General features: G+C 64.1%; 19 protein-coding genes and 2 pseudogenes. 17 read left to right on the top strand and 4 right to left on the bottom strand.

Annotation, left to right across the window (positions count from 1 at the left end; all coding sequences use genetic code 11):
• Nucleotides 1-15 precede the first annotated feature (15 nt).
• Nucleotides 16-324, top strand: a pseudogene (locus CI41S_RS45465) (AMP-binding protein); the annotation flags it as partial.
• A gap of 255 nt (nucleotides 325-579) precedes the next feature.
• Here the strand turns inward: CI41S_RS45465 and CI41S_RS45460 are convergent.
• Nucleotides 580-909 (bottom strand): annotated as a pseudogene (locus CI41S_RS45460) (AMP-binding protein); the annotation flags it as partial.
• A gap of 241 nt (nucleotides 910-1150) precedes the next feature.
• Between CI41S_RS45460 and CI41S_RS42180 the strand changes: the two are divergent.
• From CI41S_RS42180 to CI41S_RS42160, 5 genes are all read left to right on the top strand, one after another.
• Nucleotides 1151-1744 (top strand): GNAT family N-acetyltransferase, encoded by a 594-nt coding sequence (locus CI41S_RS42180; protein WP_139864855.1) that lies wholly within the window; start codon nucleotides 1151-1153, stop codon nucleotides 1742-1744.
• A gap of 244 nt (nucleotides 1745-1988) precedes the next feature.
• Nucleotides 1989-3338: a DUF3100 domain-containing protein gene (locus tag CI41S_RS42175; protein ID WP_139864854.1), complete on the top strand. Its 1350-nt coding sequence runs from the start codon at nucleotides 1989-1991 to the stop codon at nucleotides 3336-3338.
• Between the two features lie 23 nt (nucleotides 3339-3361).
• A complete protein-coding gene (locus CI41S_RS42170; protein WP_139864853.1) occupies nucleotides 3362-4531 on the top strand; it encodes a M20 aminoacylase family protein in 1170 nt (389 codons plus the stop codon).
• A complete protein-coding gene (locus tag CI41S_RS42165; protein WP_172628411.1) occupies nucleotides 4528-5928 on the top strand; it encodes an L-serine ammonia-lyase in 1401 nt (466 codons plus the stop codon). The genes CI41S_RS42170 and CI41S_RS42165 overlap by 4 nt, the downstream gene beginning before the upstream one ends.
• Before the next feature lie 165 nt (nucleotides 5929-6093).
• Nucleotides 6094-7167 (top strand): AraC family transcriptional regulator, encoded by a 1074-nt coding sequence (locus CI41S_RS42160; protein WP_139864851.1) that lies wholly within the window; start codon nucleotides 6094-6096, stop codon nucleotides 7165-7167.
• 336 nt (nucleotides 7168-7503) lie between these two features.
• On the opposite strand, the gene CI41S_RS42155 is transcribed toward CI41S_RS42160, so the two are convergent.
• From CI41S_RS42155 to CI41S_RS42145, 3 genes are all read right to left on the bottom strand, one after another.
• Nucleotides 7504-8703: a CaiB/BaiF CoA transferase family protein gene (locus CI41S_RS42155; RefSeq protein WP_139864850.1), complete on the bottom strand. Its 1200-nt coding sequence runs from the start codon at nucleotides 8701-8703 to the stop codon at nucleotides 7504-7506.
• Nucleotides 8704-8821: 118 nt separating this feature from the next.
• The gene (locus tag CI41S_RS42150) at nucleotides 8822-9796 is read right to left on the bottom strand and encodes a 3-hydroxyacyl-CoA dehydrogenase NAD-binding domain-containing protein (protein ID WP_139864849.1); all 975 of its coding nucleotides are present in this window, start codon (nucleotides 9794-9796) and stop codon (nucleotides 8822-8824) included.
• Between the two features lie 21 nt (nucleotides 9797-9817).
• Nucleotides 9818-10576: an acetoacetate decarboxylase gene (locus CI41S_RS42145; RefSeq protein WP_050400709.1), complete on the bottom strand. Its 759-nt coding sequence runs from the start codon at nucleotides 10574-10576 to the stop codon at nucleotides 9818-9820.
• A gap of 312 nt (nucleotides 10577-10888) precedes the next feature.
• Between CI41S_RS42145 and CI41S_RS42140 the strand changes: the two genes are divergently transcribed.
• The 11 genes from CI41S_RS42140 to CI41S_RS42090 all read left to right on the top strand — a co-directional run bounded on the left by CI41S_RS42140 (nucleotide 10889) and on the right by CI41S_RS42090 (nucleotide 22242).
• Nucleotides 10889-11911, top strand: coding sequence for an AraC family transcriptional regulator (locus tag CI41S_RS42140; RefSeq protein ID WP_244626866.1), 1023 nt, complete (start codon nucleotides 10889-10891; stop codon nucleotides 11909-11911).
• Between the two features lie 309 nt (nucleotides 11912-12220).
• Entirely contained in the window at nucleotides 12221-13303 is a 1083-nt protein-coding gene (locus CI41S_RS42135; protein WP_244626865.1) for an AraC family transcriptional regulator, read from the top strand.
• 183 nt (nucleotides 13304-13486) lie between these two features.
• Nucleotides 13487-14296 (top strand): esterase/lipase family protein, encoded by an 810-nt coding sequence (locus CI41S_RS42130; protein WP_139864848.1) that lies wholly within the window; start codon nucleotides 13487-13489, stop codon nucleotides 14294-14296.
• Between the two features lie 182 nt (nucleotides 14297-14478).
• On the top strand, nucleotides 14479-14796 hold the full coding sequence (gene phaP / locus CI41S_RS42125) for a TIGR01841 family phasin (RefSeq protein ID WP_244626864.1): 318 nt from the start codon (nucleotides 14479-14481) through the stop codon (nucleotides 14794-14796).
• Nucleotides 14797-14832: 36 nt separating this feature from the next.
• Nucleotides 14833-15600, top strand: a complete 768-nt coding sequence (locus tag CI41S_RS42120; protein WP_139864847.1) for an SDR family oxidoreductase — start codon at nucleotides 14833-14835, stop codon at nucleotides 15598-15600.
• A 29-nt stretch (nucleotides 15601-15629) separates the two neighbouring features.
• Complete coding sequence (locus CI41S_RS42115) at nucleotides 15630-17339, top strand: long-chain-fatty-acid--CoA ligase (protein ID WP_139864846.1); 1710 nt, start codon at nucleotides 15630-15632, stop codon at nucleotides 17337-17339.
• A gap of 132 nt (nucleotides 17340-17471) precedes the next feature.
• Entirely contained in the window at nucleotides 17472-19019 is a 1548-nt protein-coding gene (locus CI41S_RS42110) for a WS/DGAT/MGAT family O-acyltransferase (protein WP_139864845.1), read from the top strand.
• A 98-nt stretch (nucleotides 19020-19117) separates the two neighbouring features.
• On the top strand, nucleotides 19118-20452 hold the full coding sequence (locus tag CI41S_RS42105) for an MFS transporter (RefSeq protein ID WP_139864844.1): 1335 nt from the start codon (nucleotides 19118-19120) through the stop codon (nucleotides 20450-20452).
• A gap of 94 nt (nucleotides 20453-20546) precedes the next feature.
• Complete coding sequence (locus CI41S_RS42100) at nucleotides 20547-21143, top strand: adenylate kinase (RefSeq protein WP_139864843.1); 597 nt, start codon at nucleotides 20547-20549, stop codon at nucleotides 21141-21143.
• Nucleotides 21143-21454, top strand: a complete 312-nt coding sequence (locus tag CI41S_RS42095; RefSeq protein WP_139864842.1) for a hypothetical protein — start codon at nucleotides 21143-21145, stop codon at nucleotides 21452-21454. Before CI41S_RS42100 ends, CI41S_RS42095 begins: the two co-directional genes overlap by 1 nt.
• On the top strand, nucleotides 21445-22242 hold the full coding sequence (locus tag CI41S_RS42090) for an SDR family NAD(P)-dependent oxidoreductase (RefSeq protein WP_139864841.1): 798 nt from the start codon (nucleotides 21445-21447) through the stop codon (nucleotides 22240-22242). Before CI41S_RS42095 ends, CI41S_RS42090 begins: the two co-directional genes overlap by 10 nt.
• Nucleotides 22243-22285 lie beyond the last annotated feature (43 nt).

The following is a 22285-nucleotide window of genomic DNA, read 5'->3' as shown; positions in this document are numbered from 1 at the left end:
GATCTCGGCGCGCGCGTGATCGTCGCGGCCGAACCGCTCTTGCCGGTCGTGGCTCAGGTCCGTGACAAGACCAAGCTCGAGCATGTCTTCGTGGTCCGCTACCCGGACCTGCTGCCCGAGCGGCCGCCGATCGGCGTTCCCGACGAGCTGTTCGCATCCGCCTCCAGGCCGGCCGGTATGGCCGGCGAGATCGAGGACTTCCTCGCCGTCACCGCAAGCGGTGCGTCGCCCCGCGATGTCGCGATCGACATGAACGATACGGCGCTGATGATCTACACGTCGGGCAGCACGGGTCGGCCCAAGGGGGCGATGCTGTCCTATCGCAACGTCATCTTCAAGACGGCCGCGACCGTGACCTGCAACGGGATCGGCGCCGAGGACGTGCTGCATGTCGATCGCGACATCGCGGGGCGACGCACCGCTTGCGGTGACGGCGAGGAAGTCCTCGATCTCGCCGGCCATACCGGCCGGCCTGGAGGCGGATGCGAACAGCTCGTCGGGAACGCCGATCGGCGGCCGCTCGGGCAGCAGGTCCGGGTAGCGGACCACGAAGACATGCTCGAGCTTGGTCTTGTCACGGACCTGAGCCACGACCGGCAAGAGCGGTTCGGCCGCGACGATCACGCGCGCGCCGAGATCGTCGAGCTGATAGGCGAGCTCGTGCTCCTTGTTCAGCGCCCCGCAGGGCGAGGCAATGGCGCCGATCTTCTGGATGCCGTATTGCGCCATCAGGTATTGCGGACAGTTGTTCATGAACAGTGCGACCGGCTCGCCATTGGCGACGCCGAGCTGCTGCAGGCGCGCCGCGAATGCATCACTCGCGCGATCGAGCTCCAGGAACGTGATGGCACGGCCATACCAGATGCAGGCCGCCTTTTCCGGCCGCTCGCGGGCATGGCTGCGGAGCATCTCGTGAAGCGGGCGTTCGTGGCTGTCCCTGGAAGCGTTTGTATTGGCCATTGGCAACAGGCTCTTGTGCTCATCGTCGTTCGGAAAGGTGCAAACAGGCCGTCTCAGGAGTTATATTCGGACATCGGTGCGCTCGGCTTGCTTTGATCTGGCTCCCGCGTGCAGGACTGCTGGAAGAACGCCGCAGAGCCCGCAAATTGGTTGCGGCGAAGTCTGGATTTCGATTGAGCGAGTGATCTGCATGAGGAACATCAAGATGCGATCCTATCCGCGTCGCGTCAACTTCGAGAGCGGGGACGCCGAGTTTCGGTTGATGGGACCTGCCGACGAGGCTGCCGTCGGGAAATTTGCCAACGCGCTTGCCGTGCACGACATGCTTTTCCTGCCGCGGAATATCCGTGAGCCGAAGGTGCTATCGGCATGGATCAAGGAGATCGAGCGCGGCTCGATCGTCAGCCTGCTGGTGGTCAAGGACGACATTGTGGTGGGGTGCGGCACAATCGTGCGGGATCCCGTGTCGTGGTCGGCCCATGTCGGCGAGATCAGGACCGTGATCTCCTCGCATGTGCGCGGCACCGGCATCGGACGGGCACTTTCCAATGAGACCTTTGACCTCGCGTTGTCGATGGGTCTGGAACGCCTGACCGTGCAGATGACGTCGGACCAGACCCGCGCGATCACGATCTTCGAGGCACTCGGCTTCCGAGCCGAGGCGCTGTTGCGCGATCAGGTGAAAGACCTTCAGGGCAAGACGCACGACATCGTCGTGCTTGGCGTCAATGTGGCGGACGTACAGAAGCTCGAACCGGGCGGGGCGCCCGGTGCGATCGAGTAGCACGGGAACTCGCCGAGGAATGGCTTCGCCGTCCTCGCACCGTTTGCATCCATGACGGCAACGGTTGCGGTCATGCCGGCTTTCGCGGGCTGGATCTTCGTCCCGCCGGTGTTGCAAAAAATGCAACAAAAACTGGACGACACGATCATTGATGCAAGTTGCTTTCTCTCCGATGCTGCGCGGGCAAGTTGGTTCACTGTTCACCGCATTGCCTCGCAATCATTTTCCGGAGGTGTCCAGCATCATGACGTCGACCTCTTCGCCTTCCGCAGACCTGGCCGCGCCGGCGGTCAATCCCGCAAGCACCGGCAAGCTCACGCTGTTCGTTGCCGTTCTGATCATCGTTGCCGTCGCCGAGATGGTCGGGATCGTTCAGTTCCAGATCGGACCGGGCAAGGTGCTGCTTCAACCGATGGTGTGGGCGCTGCTGATTGCGGCCGCATGGGGCCTCTCAGCGCGTTATCTACCTACCGCCGCGCGGATCGGGCCGAGCCTGCAGACCTATGCGGGACAACTGCTCAACGCGGGCCTGCTGCTGTTCGTGATCAAGATGGCATTCACGGTCGGCGGCGCGCTGCCGGAGGTGCAGAAGGCCGGCTGGGCGTTGATCTTCCAGGAGCTCGGGCACACCTTCGGCACGCTCGTCCTCGGCCTGCCGATTGCGCTCCTGCTCGGCGTCAAGCGCGAAGCGGTCGGCGCGACGTTCTCGATCGGCCGTGAAGGCAACATGGTGATCATCGGCGAGAAATACGGCATGAACTCCGCCGAAGGGCGTGGCGTGCTGGCTGAATACATCACCGGCACCGTGCTCGGCGCTCTGTTCATTGCGCTGTTGGCCGGTTTTGTGGCAAGCCTGCACATCTTCGATCCGCGGTCGCTCGCGATGGGTGCGGGCGTCGGCTCGGGCAGCATGATGGCGGCCGCGATCGGCACCATCAATGGCCACAATCCGCCCGAGATGGCGAAGGAGCTGATTGCGATCGCCTCGGCGGCGAACCTGATGACCGCCGTCCTCGGCTTCTATTTCGCCCTGTTCTTCTCGCTGCCGGTGTGCTCCTGGCTGTATGACAGGCTGGAGCCCGTGCTGGGCCGGTTCTCGAACTTCACGTCGGGAGATCTCGGCCCCTCGATCGTCAGCGCCGGCGAGACAAAGCACGGTACGTTCGGCTTCTCGGACTCGCTGCTGGCCTGGATCACCGTCGCGAGCGGCGTCCTGATCGGCAATTCGCTCACCTACAAGGTTCCGCTGCTGGAATCGGGGGCGGGTCTCCTGGTCATGCTCGCGGTCGTGCTGCTGGTCGACGTCCTTGCCCGTCTGCTGCCGAAAGTGCCGCACATCATTATCCTGGTCGTGGTCACCACCGTGCTCGGCATTCCCGGCCTGCTGCCGTTCTCCAACGCGATGATCGGCTCGGTCGACAAGCTGAACTTCCTCGCTTTCACGACGCCCGTGCTGACGCTCGCCGGCTTCTCGGTCGCCAAGGATCTTCCGATCTTCAGGAGGCTGAGCTGGCGTATCGTGGTGGTCTCGCTGACGGCGGCCGCGGGCACGTTCCTCGGTGCGACATTGATCGCCGAATTCTTCCATCGCTAGCCAACGGACAGGTGAACCCACCCATGTCAAAGGAATATGGAATCGCCGACGATATCTGTGCCCGGATGCTGGATTGGCGTCATGACATCCATGCCAACCCGGAAACCGCGTTCCAGGAGTACCGCACCGCCCAGCTCGTGGCCGATGCGCTGATGGAGATGCAGATCCCGGTCCATCGCGGGCTCGGCGGAACCGGCGTGGTCGGAACGCTGAAGAATGGCGAAGGCCCGACGATCGCGCTGCGCGCCGACATGGATGCGCTTGATCTCCGGGAGCTGGGCGACCGCGCCCACAAATCAACACATGCTGGCAAGATGCACGGCTGTGGCCACGACGGCCACACCACAATGCTGCTTGGCGCTGCCGTGCAGCTCGCCCGTCACCGGCCGTTCCGCGGCACCGTCCACTTCGTTTTCCAGCCCGCCGAGGAGAATGAAGGCGGCGGCAAGAAGATGGTCGAGGAGGGGTTGTTCAAGATGTTTCCGGCAGATGCGGTTTACGGGATGCACAACATTCCGAATATCCCGCGCGGGAAATTCGCGATCCGGACCGGCATTGCGACGGCCTTTCTCGATACCTTTGAGATCGTGGTGACCGGGAGCGGTTGTCATGCCGCGACGCCGGAGAAGGGCATCGACCCGATCCTGGTGTCGGCCGATCTCGTCTCCGCTCTACAAGGCATCGTGAGCCGCCGCATCGGCGCAATGGACGCTGCTGTCGTGAGTGTCACCCAGATCCACGGCGGCGACACCTGGAACGTGGTGCCCGAAACCGTTACACTGCGCGGCACGGTCAGAACGCTGGACGCCGAGATACAGGATCTGGTCGAGGGTGCCATGAAGCAGGTCTGCGCCGGCGTGGCGCAAACTCATGGCGCGGAGATCGATCTGAGCTACATGCGAGGTTATCCGGGAGTGATCAACACGCCCGCCGAAACGCATGCCGCGGCGTCGGCCGCCGCAAACCTCGTCGGCGTCGAACAGGTCCAAACCGACATCAAGCCGGCGATGGGATCGGAGGACTTTGCGTTCATGCTGCAAGAGCGCCCGGGCGCTTACATCTGCATCGGCGCGGGCGAGACCGCCAATGATCCGCCGTTGCACAATCCATATTACGATTTCAACGACGCAATCCTGCCGCTCGGCGCCGCCTATTGGGTCGAGCTCGTCAAGCAACAACTGCCTGCTGCCTGATGCTTTCGGTCTTCGACATTTTCAAGATCGGCATCGGCCCCTCGAGTTCGCACACGGTGGGGCCGATGCGCGCGGCCGGGCAATTCGTCATCGCGCTCGAGCGCGATGGCCTGCTTTGCAGAACGGTGCAGGTTCGCGCCGATCTCTATGGCTCGTTGGGCGCGACCGGACGAGGGCATGCGACCGATCTTGGCGTGATCCTCGGCCTGCTCGGCGAAAAGCCCGATACGGTCGATCCGGCCCAAGTGGCGCCCCAGCTTGCGGACATCCGGCGCTCCGGCGAGCTGCGGCTGCTCAATGTTCATCCGATCCCGTTCCGGCGCGGGCGCGATATCGTGTTTAAGCCCGACAGCGCATTGCCGGAACATCCTAATGGAATCCGCCTCGTGGCGTTCGCGGCCGACGGCAGTCTGTTGGCAGAACGCTATTACTTCTCGATCGGCGGCGGATTCGTGATCGAGCGTGGCCTTGGCGACGCGGCTGGCGGCGTAGGCGCCGAGCTCCCGGTCTGGCCGTATCCGTTCGGCACCGGCGCCGAGCTGGTTGCACGCGCCGAGTCGAGCGGCCGCTCGATCGCCGACGTGGTGCTCGCAAATGAATGCGTACATCGCACCGACGCGGACATCCGCGCCGGCCTCCTGAAGATCTGGGAGACGATGAAGCAATGCGTTGATCGCGGCTTCGGAATCGACAATGCCGGCGCGGCCGAGCCGTTACCCGGGCCGCTGGGCATTCGCCGTCGCGCACCGGCGCTCTACCGCGAACTGTCGGCCCGCAACAGCGACACCGAGAGCGTCGATCCGCTGGCGGCGATGGACTGGGTCAACGCCTTCGCGATGGCGGTGAATGAGGAGAATGCAGCGCGCGGACGGATCGTGACTGCGCCGACCAACGGCGCCGCCGGCGTGATCCCTGCCGTACTGCACTACTACGTCAAGTTCTGTCCGGGCGCGACCGACGACGGCGTCGTGACGTTCCTTCTCACCGCGGCTGCGATCGGCATGCTCTACAAGGCGAATGCCTCGATCTCCGGCGCGGAAGTTGGCTGTCAGGGCGAGGTCGGCGTCGCCTGCTCGATGGCCGCAGGCGGCCTGACGGCCGTGCTCGGCGGTGCGCCGGCCCAGGTCGAGAACGCTGCCGAGATCGGGATGGAGCACAATCTCGGACTCACTTGCGATCCGGTTGGTGGATTGGTGCAGATCCCTTGCATCGAGCGCAATGCGATGGGCGCCGTCAAGGCCATCAACGCCGCTCGAATGGCGTTGCGTGGTGACGGCAAGCACTATGTATCGCTTGATGCCGTCATCAAGACGATGCTGCAGACTGGCGAGGACATGAAGTCCAAATACAAGGAGACCTCGCTGGGCGGGCTCGCGGTGAACGTCGTGGAATGCTGAAACACGGCGGTGCCGATGAATTACCTCGATAACGAACTCGGCATGATTGGATACGATCCGCGCGCGCTGTCCCAAGGCTGGGGATAGGGGAAGCCGGTCAGCTGCTGCCGGCATTGCGAATGATTTCGATTTGAGCAAGACTTAGGTCCTAGGAGGAAGACGACCATGAGCGCTGGAAGGCGCCTGCGAGGCGCCGTGCCGGAATGCCAATTGCCGCCGGATTTCGACCAGCATGTTTATTCGGCGCAGTTGATTGCTGCCATTATCGCCGAGCTCGGCAGGCAACAGGTTCGATCGTCCGTGGCGCTGGCGGGCACCGGCTTGACCGAGGATCAGCTCGAAGCTCACACCACGCGCATCTCGTACCGGCAGATCGACATCGTGGTTCGCAATGCATTGCGGCTGTCGAACGAACCGACGGTTGCCCTCCGCGCCGGACAGCGCATGCGCGTGACCGCGCACGGAATGTATGGATATGCTTTGCTGAGCAGCGCGACCTATGACGATGCGCGCGCCTTCGCCAATCGATACCTTCGGGTCGTTGGTCCGCTGTGCGATGCGAAATACTCGTATGATGGCGCGGCGGTCGTCTGTGCGTTCGAGCCGTTGCATTGGCCGAATCCGACGCAGGACGTGCATCGCTTCGCGGCCGAGTTCGCGCTGTCGTCGCATTTGACGACGATGAAGGACCTGGCGGGCGAGTCGTTCCGCTTCTCGCAGATTTCGCTTGCCTATGGCGAACCGGCGCATGCCGGCGCCTACCAGATGATCTTCGACTGCCCGGTCCTGTTTCGCCAGCGCGGCAACGAGTACAGGTACCAGCTGTCTCAGGCCGACGGTCCGGTGGCGTTGGCGGATTCGCGGACCCACGGAATGGCGCGCGAAATGTGCGAGCAGATGCTGTCCGAGGTCAATCATGCGGGCGGAATCGCTGCCGATGTCCGGCGGATCCTGATCGAGCAACCCGGCAGGTATCCGAACATCGAGGCGATCGCCGAGCGGCTGTCGATGCATCCGCGTGCCCTGCGGCGGAGGCTCGAAGCGGAAGATACATCGTATCGTGAATTGCTCGCCGAGGTGCGGACGCGGCTTGCGATCGAATATCTGCGCAAGACCGCGATGACCAACGAGGAGATCGCGAACCGGCTGGGCTATAGCGACGCCGCCAACTTCCGGCATGCCTTCATCCGCTGGACCGGCAAGAGCCCGTCCGATTTCCGGGTCTCTTCGCCGGTGTGACGTCCGTGCGGGCGGCACAGCGCTACATGTGACCGCTCGCTAGTCCACGCTGTCCATAAGTCACCTCCGAACCGGCCTCGTCGAACCTCCTCGTGGTCGCACTGCATGCATAGATTGGCCATCGACGGCAAATGCGATGGCTCGTCAGGGAGTCGGAAGCGTGTCGGGCGCTGATCGCTTCTGCTCGGGGGCGTCCTCCGAACCTCAGCTGCGCCGCACCGCCGCTGTGGTGCCCCCCGGTTCGGGCGCCTCGAGACTGGCCGCGCCTCTCACCCGAGGGCGCGGCCTTTTCGCGCGCGCGATGAGGGCGGCAGGCGCCGTCTCGCGGTCAGCGGATCATGCCAGGATCTTGCTTTCGCGCATCCCGGCGATGGCCGCGTCATCGTAGCCGGCCTCGCGCAAGATCTGCGTGCTGTGCTCACCGACCGCGGGCGCCTTGCGCGGCTTCACCTTGGTCGCACCGTCGACAAAGAATGGGCTGTCGATGGTCAGCATCTCGTCGTTCTCGAACGGCACCAGCACGCCGGCCGACAGCATTTGCCGATCGGCGGCCAGGTCGCTCATCTCAGCAACGCATTCGAAGACGATGCCTGCTTCATCGAGGCGCGCTCGCCATTCGTCTCGGTCACGCGTCGCGAATGCCGCGTCGAACAAGGCGATCAGTTCCGCGGACCGAGCAAAGCGATCGGCTTGCTTGGCAAAGCGCGGATCAGTGAGCAGGTCGTCGAGGTCGAGGCACTTCGCCACGGTTGGAAAGTCGCGCTGCTCGTTGACGATCGCAAGCAGCAGCCAGCGGCCGTCGCGGCAGCGGTAATAGCAGCCGAGCGCATTGAACAGATTCTCGCGGGGCGGCCGCGGCGTGAACGTCGCCCCGCACAATGCCGCTTGCGCCATGATGCCGTTCGACCAGACGCCGTTGGCGAGCAGCGAGGAGCCGACCTGGGTGCCGCGTCCCGTGCGCTCGCGCTGATACAGCGCCACGGCGACGGCCGCGAACAGCGAAACGCCCGACGGGTGATCGCCCATGCCGGCGAGCGCCCGCGCCGGTGGCGTGCTGGCGTCGCTCCGCACCATGTCCATCAGGCCTGAGCGCGCCCAGTAGGCCGTGACATCGAAGCCCGGCTTGCCCGCCTCGTCGCCGGTTTCGCCATAGCCGGTGAAGGAGGCGTAGATCAGCCGGTCATTCGCTGCCGCAAGCCGCTCGTAGCTGATCGCGAGCTTCCTGCGGACCGCGAGCGGATAGTTTGTAATGAAGACGTCGGCGGTGGAGGCGAGACGATGCAGCACAGCCTGGCCCCCGGGCTTCGACAGGTCGAGCGCAAGGCCGCGCTTGTTGCGGTTGTCGAGCAGCCAGCCATAGGGCTGGTCGGATCTCGGCATGCCCGGCAGCTTCGGCACCTGACGGAACGCGTCGCCTGCGCCGGGCGGCTCGATCTTGATCACGTCGGCGCCGAAGTCGCCCAACAGGGTCGCGGCGGTTGGCGCGGCGATGAAGCTGCCGCAGTCGATGACCTTCAAACCTTCGAAGATGCTCATGTGAGTCCGTCTCCGCTTGGTGCCGGGGATCAGCTATTGTCCGTCGGCCAAATCTCCTATTCCAAAACGTGGCGACCGCCCCTGTCTGCGCGTGCGCGCAGCCCAGCGGGCAAGCCAGTTATGCGCCGTTCCTGCCGTTGCGTGCCGCTAGCACGTGCAGCAGCGCCACCTGCGTGTCGTCGCGGTCGCGCTCCATCCGCGGGATCGGCGTCTTGCCGAAGGATGCCGCGGCCTGGTCGATAATCCTGCGCTGAAGCGCCTCGTCGAGATCGACCTGCGGAATCACCTTGAACGACGCGGCCATGTTCTTTCCGAGATGCTGAAAGAACGGTTCGAGCCCGTTCGGTCCGCCGCCCATGTGGAACGAGCTGAACGGCCCGTTCACCGCCCAACGTAACCCGATCGAGCTGGTAACGATGTCGTCCAGCTCATCGACCGTAACGACGCCTTCCTGCACGAGAAAGCAGGCCTCGCGCATGATCGCGCGCTGCAGCCGGTTGGCGACAAAGCCCTGGATCTCCTTCTTGAGCACGCGTGGGACCTTGCCGAGCGCCTCGTAGAACGCCACGGCGTCCGCGGTGGCCTCTGCATCGGTGCGTTCGCCGGGAACGACCTCGACGAGCGGGATCAAATGCGGCGGGTTGAAGGGATGGCCGACGAGCAGCCGGCTTGCATCCCTCATCTCTTTTGCCTGCTCGGTGGCCGGCCGCGCCGAGCTCGATGACAGCAGCAATGCATGTTTCGGCACCGCTGCCTCGATCCGTGCCCAGAGCTGCTGCTTCCACTCGGGCTTCTCCGGGCCGTTCTCCTGCACCAGGTCGACGCCGGCCACGGCGCGCGCGAGATCCGGCTCGAAGCGCAGGTTGCGCTCCAATCCCTCATGCGGCAGGCCGAGCTTCAGCAACGTCGGCGCGATCCTGATCAGGGCGTCCTTGACCGTGGCCTCGATGCCGGGCTGCGGATCGTTGATCACGACATTGAGCCCGTGCGCGAGAAACAGCGCCGCCCACGAGGAGCCGATGACACCGGCCCCGATGACGCACACATTGCGATAGCGGTTGAGCGCCGCGGCGTGTTCTGCGGATGATGGCATGGCTTCCTCCGACGTGCTCGCTTATCGCGGCTGATCGAGATAGTTGTGGCAGCGCTTGGCGCGGGACAGCGTCAAGTCGGTCATGATGTGGCTGCACGCGACGATCTCGCGCACCGGAAAATCGGCCATCGGGGCCAATGCATGGGCGAACAGCTCCAGCCGGGCCGGGCCGGTCCAGGCGCCCTTGACAGTGATGTCGGTGATCTCTGAGCGCAGCAGCTCGCAGATGCGCGGCTCGCCCGCCGGCTTCGGACTGTCATAGGTCCACAGGATCTTCAGCATGAAGGTCGGTACGCAGATCTCGGCCTTTGCCTTTTCGAGATCCAACGCGCGGTGCTTGTAACCCATCGTCGCGGTGGCCACGCGCAGGCTACCGTAGTCCATCGTGCCGACCAGGGTGTCGGAATCGACGTACAGCTTCGGCTTGCCGATCACCTTGGGATAGCCGCTGATTTCGCGGCCCGACGCCAGCGCCGGCAGGTTGTCGAGGTACATCGCGTGAAGGTATTCGCCCTTTTCGTCGCCATAGCGCACCTGGACGGCCTGGCCGCATTCGGTGTAGTCGCCGAGACCGGAGGTGTCGGGCATCCGCATGATCTCCCAGCGGACCAACGGATCATCGATTTCCAGCGGCTCGGGAACGACTGCGCGCAACGCCTCGATGTCGGTGCGATACAGGATGTTGAGGTATTCGCGGTTGTTGAAACGAAACGGCCCGCGGGGAAATGCCGGGGCGCCGATTGGCGTCGTCAGCTGCTTGAGAACGTCTTCCCGTCGCATCCGCTCCTCCCCTTGATGGCGCTTGCCGCGGCCCGTGTGGGGCCTCCGGCTGCATGCCGGTTGTCGAGCAAGGCATCGCGAGCCTAGCGATCTCGGCAAATGGAGAAAGGTGCGATTGGACCGCCGACCGGGTGACTTCCGGACGCGGATTGCGGTGTGTGCCGCGCGCGGATCCGCGATTGTTGCGTCGCGTACGGGATCGGGCTTACGTTGGAATGATAGTCAATCGTGGAGCAGGAATGCGCGGAATGCTAGGGACATGCCGTTGCAATGACTAGGCAAGAGTCGCACGTACGCCAATCGCCGGGTCGAATGCTCCCCGGCTTCGCGCAGCGAATATTCCCGCCGCATTCGATCGCAGCCATCGCGGCCGAGCTTCGTGACCAAGGCATTGATCCATCTGAGGTTCTCGAGGGCACCGGGCTCGTCATCGGCCAGCTCGAATCCCATACGACGCGTATATCGTATCGGCAGCTCGACACGGTGATCCGCAACGCGCTGCGGCTGGCGGCGGACCCGGCCATCGCGCTGCGCTCGGGAGCGCGAATGCATGTCACAGCCTATGGCATGTACGGATACGCGCTGCTGAGCAGTGCAACGCACGCGGAGGCGCGCGACTTCGCGGCGCGATACATCCGCGTGGTCGGTCCGTTCTGCGATTTCGGCCTCTCATACGATCGCGAGACGGTGGTGGCGACTTTCCAGCCCATACACTGGCCAAATCCGACCGAGAGTGTGCATCGCTTCGCGGTCGAGTTCGCACTGGCCGCGCATCTGACGACGATTCGGGACCGCTCGGGTCAGGGTTTCGGCTTCTCGCGCGTGCTGCTCGACTACACGCCGCCGCCGTCCGCCGCGGCGTATCGTGATCTCTTCGGGTGCCCGATTCTGTTCAATCAGCATCATTGTGGATACGAATACGCGCGCAATGACGGCCCACGGGCGCTGGCGGATCCGCGAACCCACGCCATGGCGCGGGAGATGTGCGAGGAGATTCTCGGCGAGGTGAACCGCGCCGGCGGCGTTGCTGCCGATATCCGCCGGATACTGATCGAGCAGCCGGGACGTTATCCAAGCATCGAGGCGATCGCCGAACAGCTCGATATCTATCCCCGCGCGCTGCGGCGCAGGCTCGAGACAGAGGGAACCTCATATCGCAGCCTGCTTTCCGAGGTGCGCATGCGGCTCGCGATCGAGTATCTGCGCAAGACGCGCATGACCAATGAGGAGATCGCAAGCCGCCTCGGCTACAGCGACGCGGCCAACTTCCGCCATGCCTTCTCGCGCTGGACCGGGAGAAGTCCATCCGAATTCCGCGGCGACGAGGGTCTTTGACCCCCGGGATGTCAAGGAGGGCTTCGCCGGCTCTGTCCGTAGTTCACCGCCAAATTGGTTCAATCGAACCTTTCGTGCAGCCGAAGCGCGCGTAAGCTCGGCACCGTGGTTGCGCTCGCGATCGCGTTCTCCCAACCTGGACCGCCCTCCCTCGGCGGTCTTTCTTTTGGGCGATCTTGTCCGGAACTCACCCGCAAACGCGACCAATCGAACCTTCCGCTGTCCGGTCCGGCTGGCTAGCCTCACTTCAGCTTGCGGGGACCGGATTGCGGGACCCGAAGCAGGCGCGGAAGGCGGACGAGGACGCTCGTGTATCACCCGTCACCAAATCTCCTGCAATGTCTCTATTCGCCGCAACGGATCGCGGCGGTGGTGCACGTCCTGGCCGAGGAGGGGATCTCAGCGTCGCGCGCGCTCGGCGCGACCAATTTGAGGCGTGCTGACCTCAGGGATTCGTCGGTACGTGTCTCCTACCGGCAGGTCGAGACGGTATTTCGCAATGCGATGCGGCTGTCGCGGAATCCGGCGATCGCGTTTCGCGCCGGAGAACGAATGCATGTCATGGCTTACGGTATGTACGGCTATGCCATGCTGAGCAGCCCGACGCGGGTCGGAGTCATCGACTTTGCGGCCAAGTATGGTCGGATCCTCGGAACGGTCGCCGACATCGACTTCACCCGCAGAGGCGATACGGTGAGCTGTCTGCTCGAGCCCTTGCTTTCGCGCGACCCGGCCGATGACGTCTATCGGTTCGCGCTCGAGTTCGCCTTTGCGACCTATCAGACGCTGAGCCGCGACGTCCATGGCAGCGCATTCCGCTTCTCGAAGCTGAGCGCCGCCTACGCGCCGCCGCCGCATGCCGGGACCTACGACCGCATCTTCCAGTGTCCGGTCGAGTTCGGCCAGCGCAAGAACGCGCTGGAATTCGACGCAGCCTGGATCGACCGTCCAGCGGTCTGCCCAGACGAGATGACCAGGGCGATGGCAGTCCGAATCTATCATCAGCTTCTCGATCCTGGCGCGCAAGACGACGGTCTTGCCGCCGACATCCGGCGACGTCTCGTCGAGCATCCCGGCCGCTTCCCGAGTATCGAGGCAATGGCGGCGGAGCTTGCGATTCATCCACGGACGTTCCGCCGCAGGCTGCAGTTGCAGCGAAAAACCTACCGGCAGATCGTCTCAGAGGTCCGCATGCAGCTCGCGGTCGGCTATTTGCGCAACACGCAAATGACCAATGACGAGATCGCCGCGCGGCTTGACTACAGCGACGCGGCGAACTTCCGCCACGCTTTTGTCCGCTGGACCGGCAAAAGCCCGTCGGACTTCCGCGATGACCGGGCGCCGGGCATCGCAGCAGGTGGGCAAAAATCATTGGCGGTTGTCCCAAACTAACCGGTCAAGCGGGCCAATTGCACCTTTTACGGGTCTGAGCTGCTCGATAGCGTTTTGAGACCAAGAGGATGCACGGTTGCGCGATCGGGGTCAGCAATGGCGCCGCTCGCGGAGCCGGGCAGCAATCATAAAATGTCGGGTCGTGCGGGACGCACCGTGTGATCCGGGAGGGGACATTCTGACATGAATTCGGTCGTCGACCGCTCTGCGCCGCCGTCGCAATTGCTGCTCGCGCTCGAGGTGCGCGGGATCTGGGAGCTGCAGGCCTTCTTCGCAAGCTATCCGCTGCTTCGCCGCGCGCCGCGCGGCGACGGACATCCGGTCCTCGTCTTGCCGGGGCTCTCCGCCAGCGATGTCTCGACGCGCCCATTGCGCGGCTATCTGAAGGCGCAAGGCTACGCAGTCCACGGCTGGAAGCTCGGACCCAATCGCGGACCGCGTCCCGGCGTCGAGGCGGCCATGGACGCAAGGCTGGCCGAACTCGCGGAGCGATACGATCGCAAGGTCAGCTTGATCGGCTGGAGCCTCGGCGGTGTCTTTGCGCGCGAGGTTGCACGGCGCGCTCCCGATCTGGTCCGCCAAGTGATCACGCTCGGCAGCCCGTTCGCCAACGAGCCCAAGGCCAGCAATGCTTGGCGTCTCTACGAGATCCTGAGCGAGCGTCAGGTCGACGACTGGCCTGACAGGGATATCATGAAGTCACCGCCGCCGGTGCCGAGTACGGCGATCTACTCACGCACCGACGGCATCGTCTCGTGGTGGGGGTGCCGCGAGCAGGATGCCGAGCAGACGCAGAACATCGAGGTCGAAGGCAGTCATTGCGGGCTCGGACACAACCCGGCCGTGCTCTATGCGATCGCCGACCGTCTCGCGCTCGGCGAGGATGAATGGTCGCCATTCGACCGCAGCGGTCTTCGCGGCATCGTGTACCCGGATCCGGATCGCGCCGATGACAGCGCCGCCCTGTTCCGGCCGCGCTGGCGGGCCGCCTGACGCGCAGTGCACGGGACGGCGTTTCGCCGCCGCCAGCCAAGTACCGCAAGGAGGACGTCCATGGGAACCGATGACAGGCAATCCGACACAGCCGACACGGGTGCGATGCCGTGGCTCGGGGACCTGAAGAAAATGGCCGAGAAGTTCACGCTGCCCGGGTTCGATATCGCGGCACTGGTCGAGTGGCAGCGCAAGGATATGGAGGCGTTGGTCGAGGCGAACCGGCAGGCCTCGAAGGCGTCCAGGCGCTGGTCAGCCGGCGCAACGAGATCCTGCAGGAGACGCTCGCGCAATGGCAGGCGGCGATGAAGGACTTCGCGGCCGGTCAAGGCATGACGAAGCAGGCGGAGACCGCCAGACAGCAGGTCGAGAAGGCGGTCGCGGATTTCCGCGAGCTGTCACAGCTGGAATCGCAGGCCCGCAACAACGCCTGGAACGTCATGCAGGAGCGCATGCAGGAGAACCTCGCGAACCTTCAGAAGCTGTTGCAGCCGAAGTAGTGCTGCGCGGGAGGCGTAAGCCATCGGGGGAAAGCCATGAGTCTGGCCAAGTTGCAGGACTTGACGGGTCGCGTCGCGCTCGTCACGGGCGGATCGCGAGGTCTCGGTCTTCAGATCGCCGAGGTGCTGGGCGAACTCGGCGCCAAGGTCGCGATCACCGCGCGCAAGCGGGATGAGCTTGATGCCGCGGCCGCTCACCTCAAAGCGCTCGGCATCGAGGCGCTTCCGATGGTGTGCGACATGGGCAGGCTGCAGACGGTCCCGCCGATGATCGAGCAGGTCGTAGCTGCGCTGGGCCCGATCGACATCCTCGTCAACAATGCCGGTACGTCCTGGGGTGCCGCCACGATCGAGCATACGCTCGACGGCTGGAACAAGGTGATCAACCTGAATGTGACTGCGATCTTCATCGCCAGCCAGGAGGTCGGCCGCCGCTGCATGGTGCCGCGCCGGAGCGGCAAGGTGATCAACATTGCGTCGATCCAGGGGCTCACCGGCTGCTATCCGGAAGGCACCCCGACGCTGGCCTACAACGCAAGCAAAGGCGCGGTCGTCAACCTGACCCGCACGCTTGCCAATGAATGGGCACCGCTCGGCATCAACGTCAACGCGATCGCGCCGGGCTATTTCCCGACCAAGATGACCGCGCAGCTCGACCAGAGCGCGACCGCGCATATGGCCCCGATGAATCGCGAGGGTGGCCCCGAGGACCTCAAGGGCGTCGCCGCGCTGCTCGCCTCCGATGCCTGTGCATTCATCACCGGCCAGACCATTGCGGTCGATGGCGGCGTGACCGCCGTCTGATCCGAGAGACCATAGAAGGGAGAGATCTCATGAACGACATGCCCTGGATCCGATCCTATCCCGACGGCGTGCGTTGGGACGTCGAGATAGTTCCCGGACCGGTGCAGAAGATATTGGGCGACGCCGTTGCCAAATGGCCGGATCGTCCCGCGATCGATTTCATGGGCAAGCGGATCACCTATGCCGAGCTCGGGCGGCTCGCCGATCGTGTGGCCAAGGGCCTGCAGCTCCTCGGCGTCAAGCCGGGCGTCCATGTCGGCCTCTATCTGCCCAACACGCCGCACTACATCATCTCGTTTTTCGGCATCCTCAAGGCAGGCGGCACGGCGGTGAACTATTCGCCGCTGGACGCCGCCAAGGTGCTCGAACACAAGATCGAGGACAGCAAGACCGATATCCTGATCACGCTCGACATGGTTTCGCTCTATCCGCAGATGGCGGCGATGCTGGGCAAGACGAGGTTGAAGAAGCTGGTGGTCGGTTCGCTCGGCGAGATCGCTGCCGACCCCGACACCGTCGTCAACGAGATGAAAGCGGCCAAGCAGCTGAGCGACGTCGCCTGGGACGATCATCACATCAGCTTCGGCCAGCTGACCCACAATGATGGTGTCTATCAGGCCTATCCGATCGATAATCCGCGCGAGACCATCGCCGTGCTGCAATACACCGGCGGGACGACCGGGCTGCCGAAGGGGGCGATGCTCACCCACGCCAACCTAACCAGCGCGTGCCAGCAGTACCGGGCGACGACAGCCGGCTCGCCGCCAGTGCTGGTCGACGGGCAGGAGCGCTTCCTAGCCGTGTTGCCACCGTTCCACATCTATGCGCTTTCCGTGAATGTGCTGTTCGGCGTCCTGATGGGCGCGGAAATCATCCAGCACGTCCGCTTCGATCCGAAGTCCGCGCTGGAGGAAATCTCGACCAAGTCGGTCAGTGTCTTCTGTGGGGTGCCAACCATGTTCACCGCGCTGATCAACCATCCGGAGACGCCGAAGCATAGCTTGCGCGCGTTGAAATATTGCGGATCCGGCGGCGCGCCGTTGCCGCTCGAGGTGGCGCAGCAATTCGCCTCGATCACCGGCTGCAATTTGAGCGAAGGTTGGGGTATGACCGAGACCTCGCCGAGCGGCACCTACACGCCGGCACAGCATGGCGCCATGCGCAAAGCCGGCTCCTGCGGCATGCCGATGCCCGCAATCGTCATCAAGTTCCTCAATGTCGACGACAGCAGCAGCTATGTGCCGCTCGGCGAGCGCGGCGAGATCTGCATCAAGGGCCCGAACGTGATGAAGGGCTACTGGAACAAGCCGGACGCGACTGCGGAGGTGACTACCGCGGACGGGTACATGCGCACGGGCGACGTTGGCTACATGGATGAGGATGGCTTCATCTTCATCGTGGACCGCACCAAGGACATGCTGCTGTGCAGCGGATACAACGTGTATCCGCGCGTCCTCGAAGAGGCGATCTACAAATATCCGGCGGTCGAGGAGGTCGCCGTGATCGGCATCCGCGACGAGTACCGCGGCCAGTCGCCGAAGGCCTTCATCAAGCTGAAGGCGGATGCCAAGCCGTTCACGCTGGAAGAGCTGCAGGCGTTCCTGAAGGACAAGCTCGGCAAGCACGAGATGGTGCAGGCGCTCGAAATCCGCGCCGAACTGCCGAAGACCGCGGTCGGAAAGCTATCGAAGAAGGAGCTGTACGACGAGGAGGAGCGCGCGGCGCGGGCGCAGGCCTAAGATCGCGTGAACCGGATTGGCAGCGGCGGACAGGCGTCGGGCCGGGCTGCGATGCAATGACCGTAACGCGCGAGGCATCGGCACACGGTCGTCAAGATGGCGATCGCCGTCACAACGACATGGGAGGGAAGAATGGATCAACTCAGCAGCATGGATGCATCGTTCCTGCATCTCGAAACGCCGGAGACGCCGATGCATGTCGGCAGTCTGATGATCTTCGATCTCCCCGAGGGCTATCAGGGCGACTACTACGAGGATGTCAAGGAGATGCTCGGTAAGCGTCTCCATCTCTCGGCATTGCTGAATCGCAAACTGGCGCAGATGCCGTTCCAGCTCGCCGAACCGGTCTGGATCGAGGACGATGATATCGAGCTCGATTATCACGTGCGGACCGTCACCTTGCGGCGGCCAGGCACCATGGCGCAGCTCGAGCAACTGGTCGCGCGGCTGCATGCCTCGCTGCTCGATCGCAGCCGTCCGCTGTGGGAGATGTATGTCATCGATGGCCTCGAGAATGGTCAGGTCGCGTTCTACACCAAGGCGCATCACAGCGGCGTCGACGGCAAGGCTGGTGTGGAGCTCGCCAAGGTGCTCTATGATGTCTCGCCCAAGATGCGCGAGGTGCCGCCGCCACGGCGCAAGCGCGCCACCGCGCAATACCAGCTCGGCGTGACCGAGCTGTTGCAGGCGGCGGCCAACAATGCGGCCCAGCAATACCGCAAGCTCGCGGAGCTGCTGCCGACAGCGGCCAAGGCGCTCGGCACCGCCGCCACTGTGATGGCCAGCCAGCGCTCGCAGAAGGGGGAGCGCTCGCTCAGCCTTGGACTGGCTCCGAAGACGGTGTTCAACGATTCCATCACCAACCAGCGCTCCTACAGCACGATGTCGCTGCCGCTCGCCGACATCAAGGTCTTGGGCAAACGTGTCGGCGGCACCGTCAACACCATCGTCATGGCGATGTGCAGCATCGCGCTGCAACGCTTCCTCGCCGAGCGGGGTCTGCTGCCCAAGGAAGCCCTGATCGCGATGGTGCCGGTCAGCCTGCGTGCCGAAGGCGACAAGGCGATGAACAACCAGGTCTCGGCGGTACGCGTCGACCTGGCGACCGATATCGATGACCTGCCAACCCGGTTCAAGGCGATCCACGCGTCATCCGAGGCGGCCAAGGCGGTCGTGCGCGAACTCAAGCCGGTGCTCGGCGTCGACGTGCCGATCACGGGCTCGCCATGGCTGATGACCGGCCTTGCCTCACTGCTTGGCCGCTCCAACCTCGCCAGCCGAATGCCGGCAGCGGGCAACGTGCTGATCTCCAATGTGCCGGGACCGGGGCAGCAGCTCTACATGGCCGGCGCACGGATGGTGCATTATTTCCCGGTCTCGATCCCCTATCACGGCAGCGCGCTGAACATCACGGTGCACAGCTATACGGGACTGCTTGAGTTCGGTCTGACCGCATGCCGGCGCGTGCTCTCGCAGGACGAGTCCTACGAGATGATCGAGCACCTGCGCGCCGCCCTGCGCGAGATCGAGGCCCTGCCGTCGGTCGAGGCCGAGATCGTCGAGCTGCAACCTGCGGCTCAAGCGAAGGCGCCATCCGCGACCGCGGCGTCGGTGACGGTCATCCAGACCGGCGAGGTGCCGCCGGCCGTCGCAAACGACAAGGCGAGCCGGGCCAGCTAGGCGCCGAGGCCATCAACGCTTCATATCGCCGGAGCCGGGACGCAACCGCGGTCTCCCGCCCGGCGCCGGAATCAAAAGAACATTTGGAGGAAACCAGGATGCACCCACCCGCCGCAAAGGGATCCCTGTCGGTACTGGAAAGTCCGGCGCACAAATCCCTGTTCTCGAAGATCGATTGGCGCCTGATCCCGCTTCTGCTGATCGCCTACATGATCGCCTATCTCGATCGCATCAATATCGGCTACGCGCAGCTGCAGATGAAGCAGACGCTACCGTTCGACGATGCGGTCTACGGTCTCGGCGCAGGCATCTTCTTCGTCGGATATTTTCTGTTCGAGGTGCCGAGCAACCTGCTGCTGGAGAGGATCGGCGCGCGCAAGACCCTGCTGCGCATCATGGTGCTGTGGGGGCTCGCGGCATCCGCCATGATGTTCGTGGCGACACCGTTCCAGTTCTATGTCGTCCGGTTCCTGCTCGGCGTGTTCGAGGCCGGCTTCTTTCCCGGCGTAATCCTGTACTTCACCTATTGGTATCCGTCGGCGCGGCGCGGGCAGGTGATCGCCACCTTCATGTCGGCGACAACGATCGTGTCCGTGATCGCCGGTCCGCTGTGCGGCTCGATCCTGAAGTATTTCGACGGCTTCAGCGGCCTGCACGGCTGGCAGTGGTTGTTCCTCGTGCAGGGATTGCCGGCACTGTTTCTTGGCGTGCTGGTTTACGTCCTGCTCGAGGACAAGCCCGCCCAGGCCGCCTGGCTCACGGCGGACGAGAAAGCCCTGCTCGAGGATACCTTCAAGCACGATGAGAAGGACATCGTGAGCGAGCCCTCGGGAACGTTCGGGCAGATGCTCAAGGATCCCAAGGTCTATGTCTTGTCGTTCGTCTATCTGCTGCTGCTCGGCGCGACCTACACGATGGTGTTCTGGATGCCGACCCTGATCCAGAGTTGGGGCGTCAAGGACTTGTTCCTTGTCGGCGTCTATGCCGCGATCCCGAATGCCGCCGGCGTCATTGGCATGATCCTGATCGGCCGTCATTCCGACAAGTGGCACGAGCGCCGCTGGCACTATGCCGCCTGCGTCGCGATCGCCGCCTTCGGCCTGTTCATCACCACGATGCTGCAGGGCAATCTGGTCGGATCGATCCTTGCGCTGTCCTTCGCGGTGATTGGAATTGCGTCGGCGACGCCGCTGTTCTTCGCGCTGACCAGCGAATATCTCTCCACCGGTGCCGCCGCCGGTGGGCTTGCGCTGATCAGCAGCCTTGGAAACCTCGGTCCGGCCATCAGCCCCTCGATCAACGGCCTGATCGTGCGGAGCACCGGCGACAACATCTACAGCATGTACTTCGTGATGGCGCTCTACGTGCTGTCGGGATTGCTGTTGCTGCTGTCGATGCGGCCTGCTCCCAGTGCACGCCTGGCGATGGCGTGAGGACAATTCGAGCGACCCGGCCCGTATGGGGCCGGGTCGCTCGACGCTCCGTCGGAATGCTGCCGGTGATCACGCGAATATTGGGATACGTGCGATGAGGATCGTTCTGCTGGGGCCGCCTGGCGCGGGCAAGGGAACGCAGGCGAGGCGCCTGGTCGAGGAATACGGCATACCGCACCTTTCGACCGGCGATATGCTGCGTGCTGCGGTTGACGCAGACACCAGTATTGGACGGAAAGTCAAGGATACCATGATGAGGGGTGGGCTCGTTCCCGATCAGCTCGTGATCGCCGCGGTGATCGAACGCATCTCGCAAGCAGATGCCAAGCGGGGCTTTGTGCTCGACGGCTTCCCGCGGACGATGGCACAGGCGGTCGGCTTTGACGATCTGCTCGATGCCGAAGGTCTTGCGATCGACCATGTCGTCGAGCTCAAGGCCGACGAGACGGTGTTGCTGGACCGGATCGAGACGCGGGCCGGCGAAGCGAGAGCGCAGGGCGGCGCAGTGCGCGCCGACGACAATCACGAAACGCTCAAGCTGCGTATCGACGCCTATAACGAGCAGACCGCGCCGCTGGTCGATTACTATCTATCACGGAACATCCTTCGAACCGTCGACGGGCTGCAGCCGGTCGATGCGGTCGCCTTCGACGTCGTCAGAGCGATCGGCCAAGATCGGTCGGTGATGTGATGCCGGCGACGCAAAGTCGCGATCCCCGGCTGTCCGGCTATCCCGATCGGATCGAGGTGCTGGGGCCGTTGCGCAAGTCGCTTGGCGAAGTGAAGGAGACGGCCGACCAGTTCGAGCAGGCCCAGCTGTTGCTGCGGGCGATCGAACGGTTCTCTCGCACATATGCTGCCGACCGGAACTGCGCTGGTGCACCCGCCGAGCTGGCGCGGCGCGACGAACGTCGCCTGGCGCGGCGGCGGCTTGTCGCACGCGCCGTCCGTGGATTGCGCAGAACCGTTCTGGCCGCGAAGGGAGGCGCCTCATGGCGGTGAGCGGAAACGAAGGTCAATGCGCGCTGGTGACCGGAGCATCGGGCGGCATTGGGCTCGAGCTCGCGCGTGTGCTCGCGGCCAATGGCTTCAGCCTCGTGCTGCTGGCGCGCAGCCGCGACAAGCTGCAGGAGCTGGCGCGCGAGCTCAAGGCAAGTTATGGCACCAAGGTGACCATCGTGGCCGCCGATCTGAGCGAGCCGGCGGCGCCGCAGGCGGTGTTCGATTCGCTGAAGGACGCCGGCGTGCGGGTCGACCTGCTGGTGAACAATGCCGGCCTCTTGCTCGAAGGATGTGTCAGCACAATCGGCCTCGACGACCAGTTGCGGCTGCTGCAGGTCAATGTCGTGGCCATGACGGCATTGACCCGTCTCTTCCTTGCGCCGATGCTCGAGCGGAACAGTGGACGGATCCTGAACGTTGCGTCGGTCGCGGCATTCATGCCGGTGCCGAATCTTGCGGTCTATGCCGCGTCAAAGGCCTATGTGCTGTCGTTCGGCGAGGCGTTGTCGCAGGAATTGAGCGGCAGCAAGATCACGCTGACGACGTTGTGTCCCGGCGTGACGGACACCGGAATGGTCCAGGGCACCAATCTCGGCAACATGCCGGGCATGATGATCATGGATGCGAAGACCGTCGCACTGGAGGGCTACCGCGCCTGCATGGCAGGCAAGCCGGTGCATGCCGTAGGGCTTGCCAACGAGCTGGCGGTCCAATGGATCAAGTATCAGCCGAGTTGGCTGCTGCGGGCCATCGGCGGTGTGTTCGGAAAGGCCGCACCGCCGAACTGACGTCTCGTGCTCGTCGGACAATGCACGGCTGCACGGGCCATTC

The organism is Bradyrhizobium ivorense (assembly GCF_900696085.1).
In the GTDB taxonomy this organism is placed as follows: domain Bacteria; phylum Pseudomonadota; class Alphaproteobacteria; order Rhizobiales; family Xanthobacteraceae; genus Bradyrhizobium; species Bradyrhizobium ivorense.
Note: the sequence above shows the minus strand (reverse complement) of the source record. Positions and strands in the feature narration are given on the sequence as shown.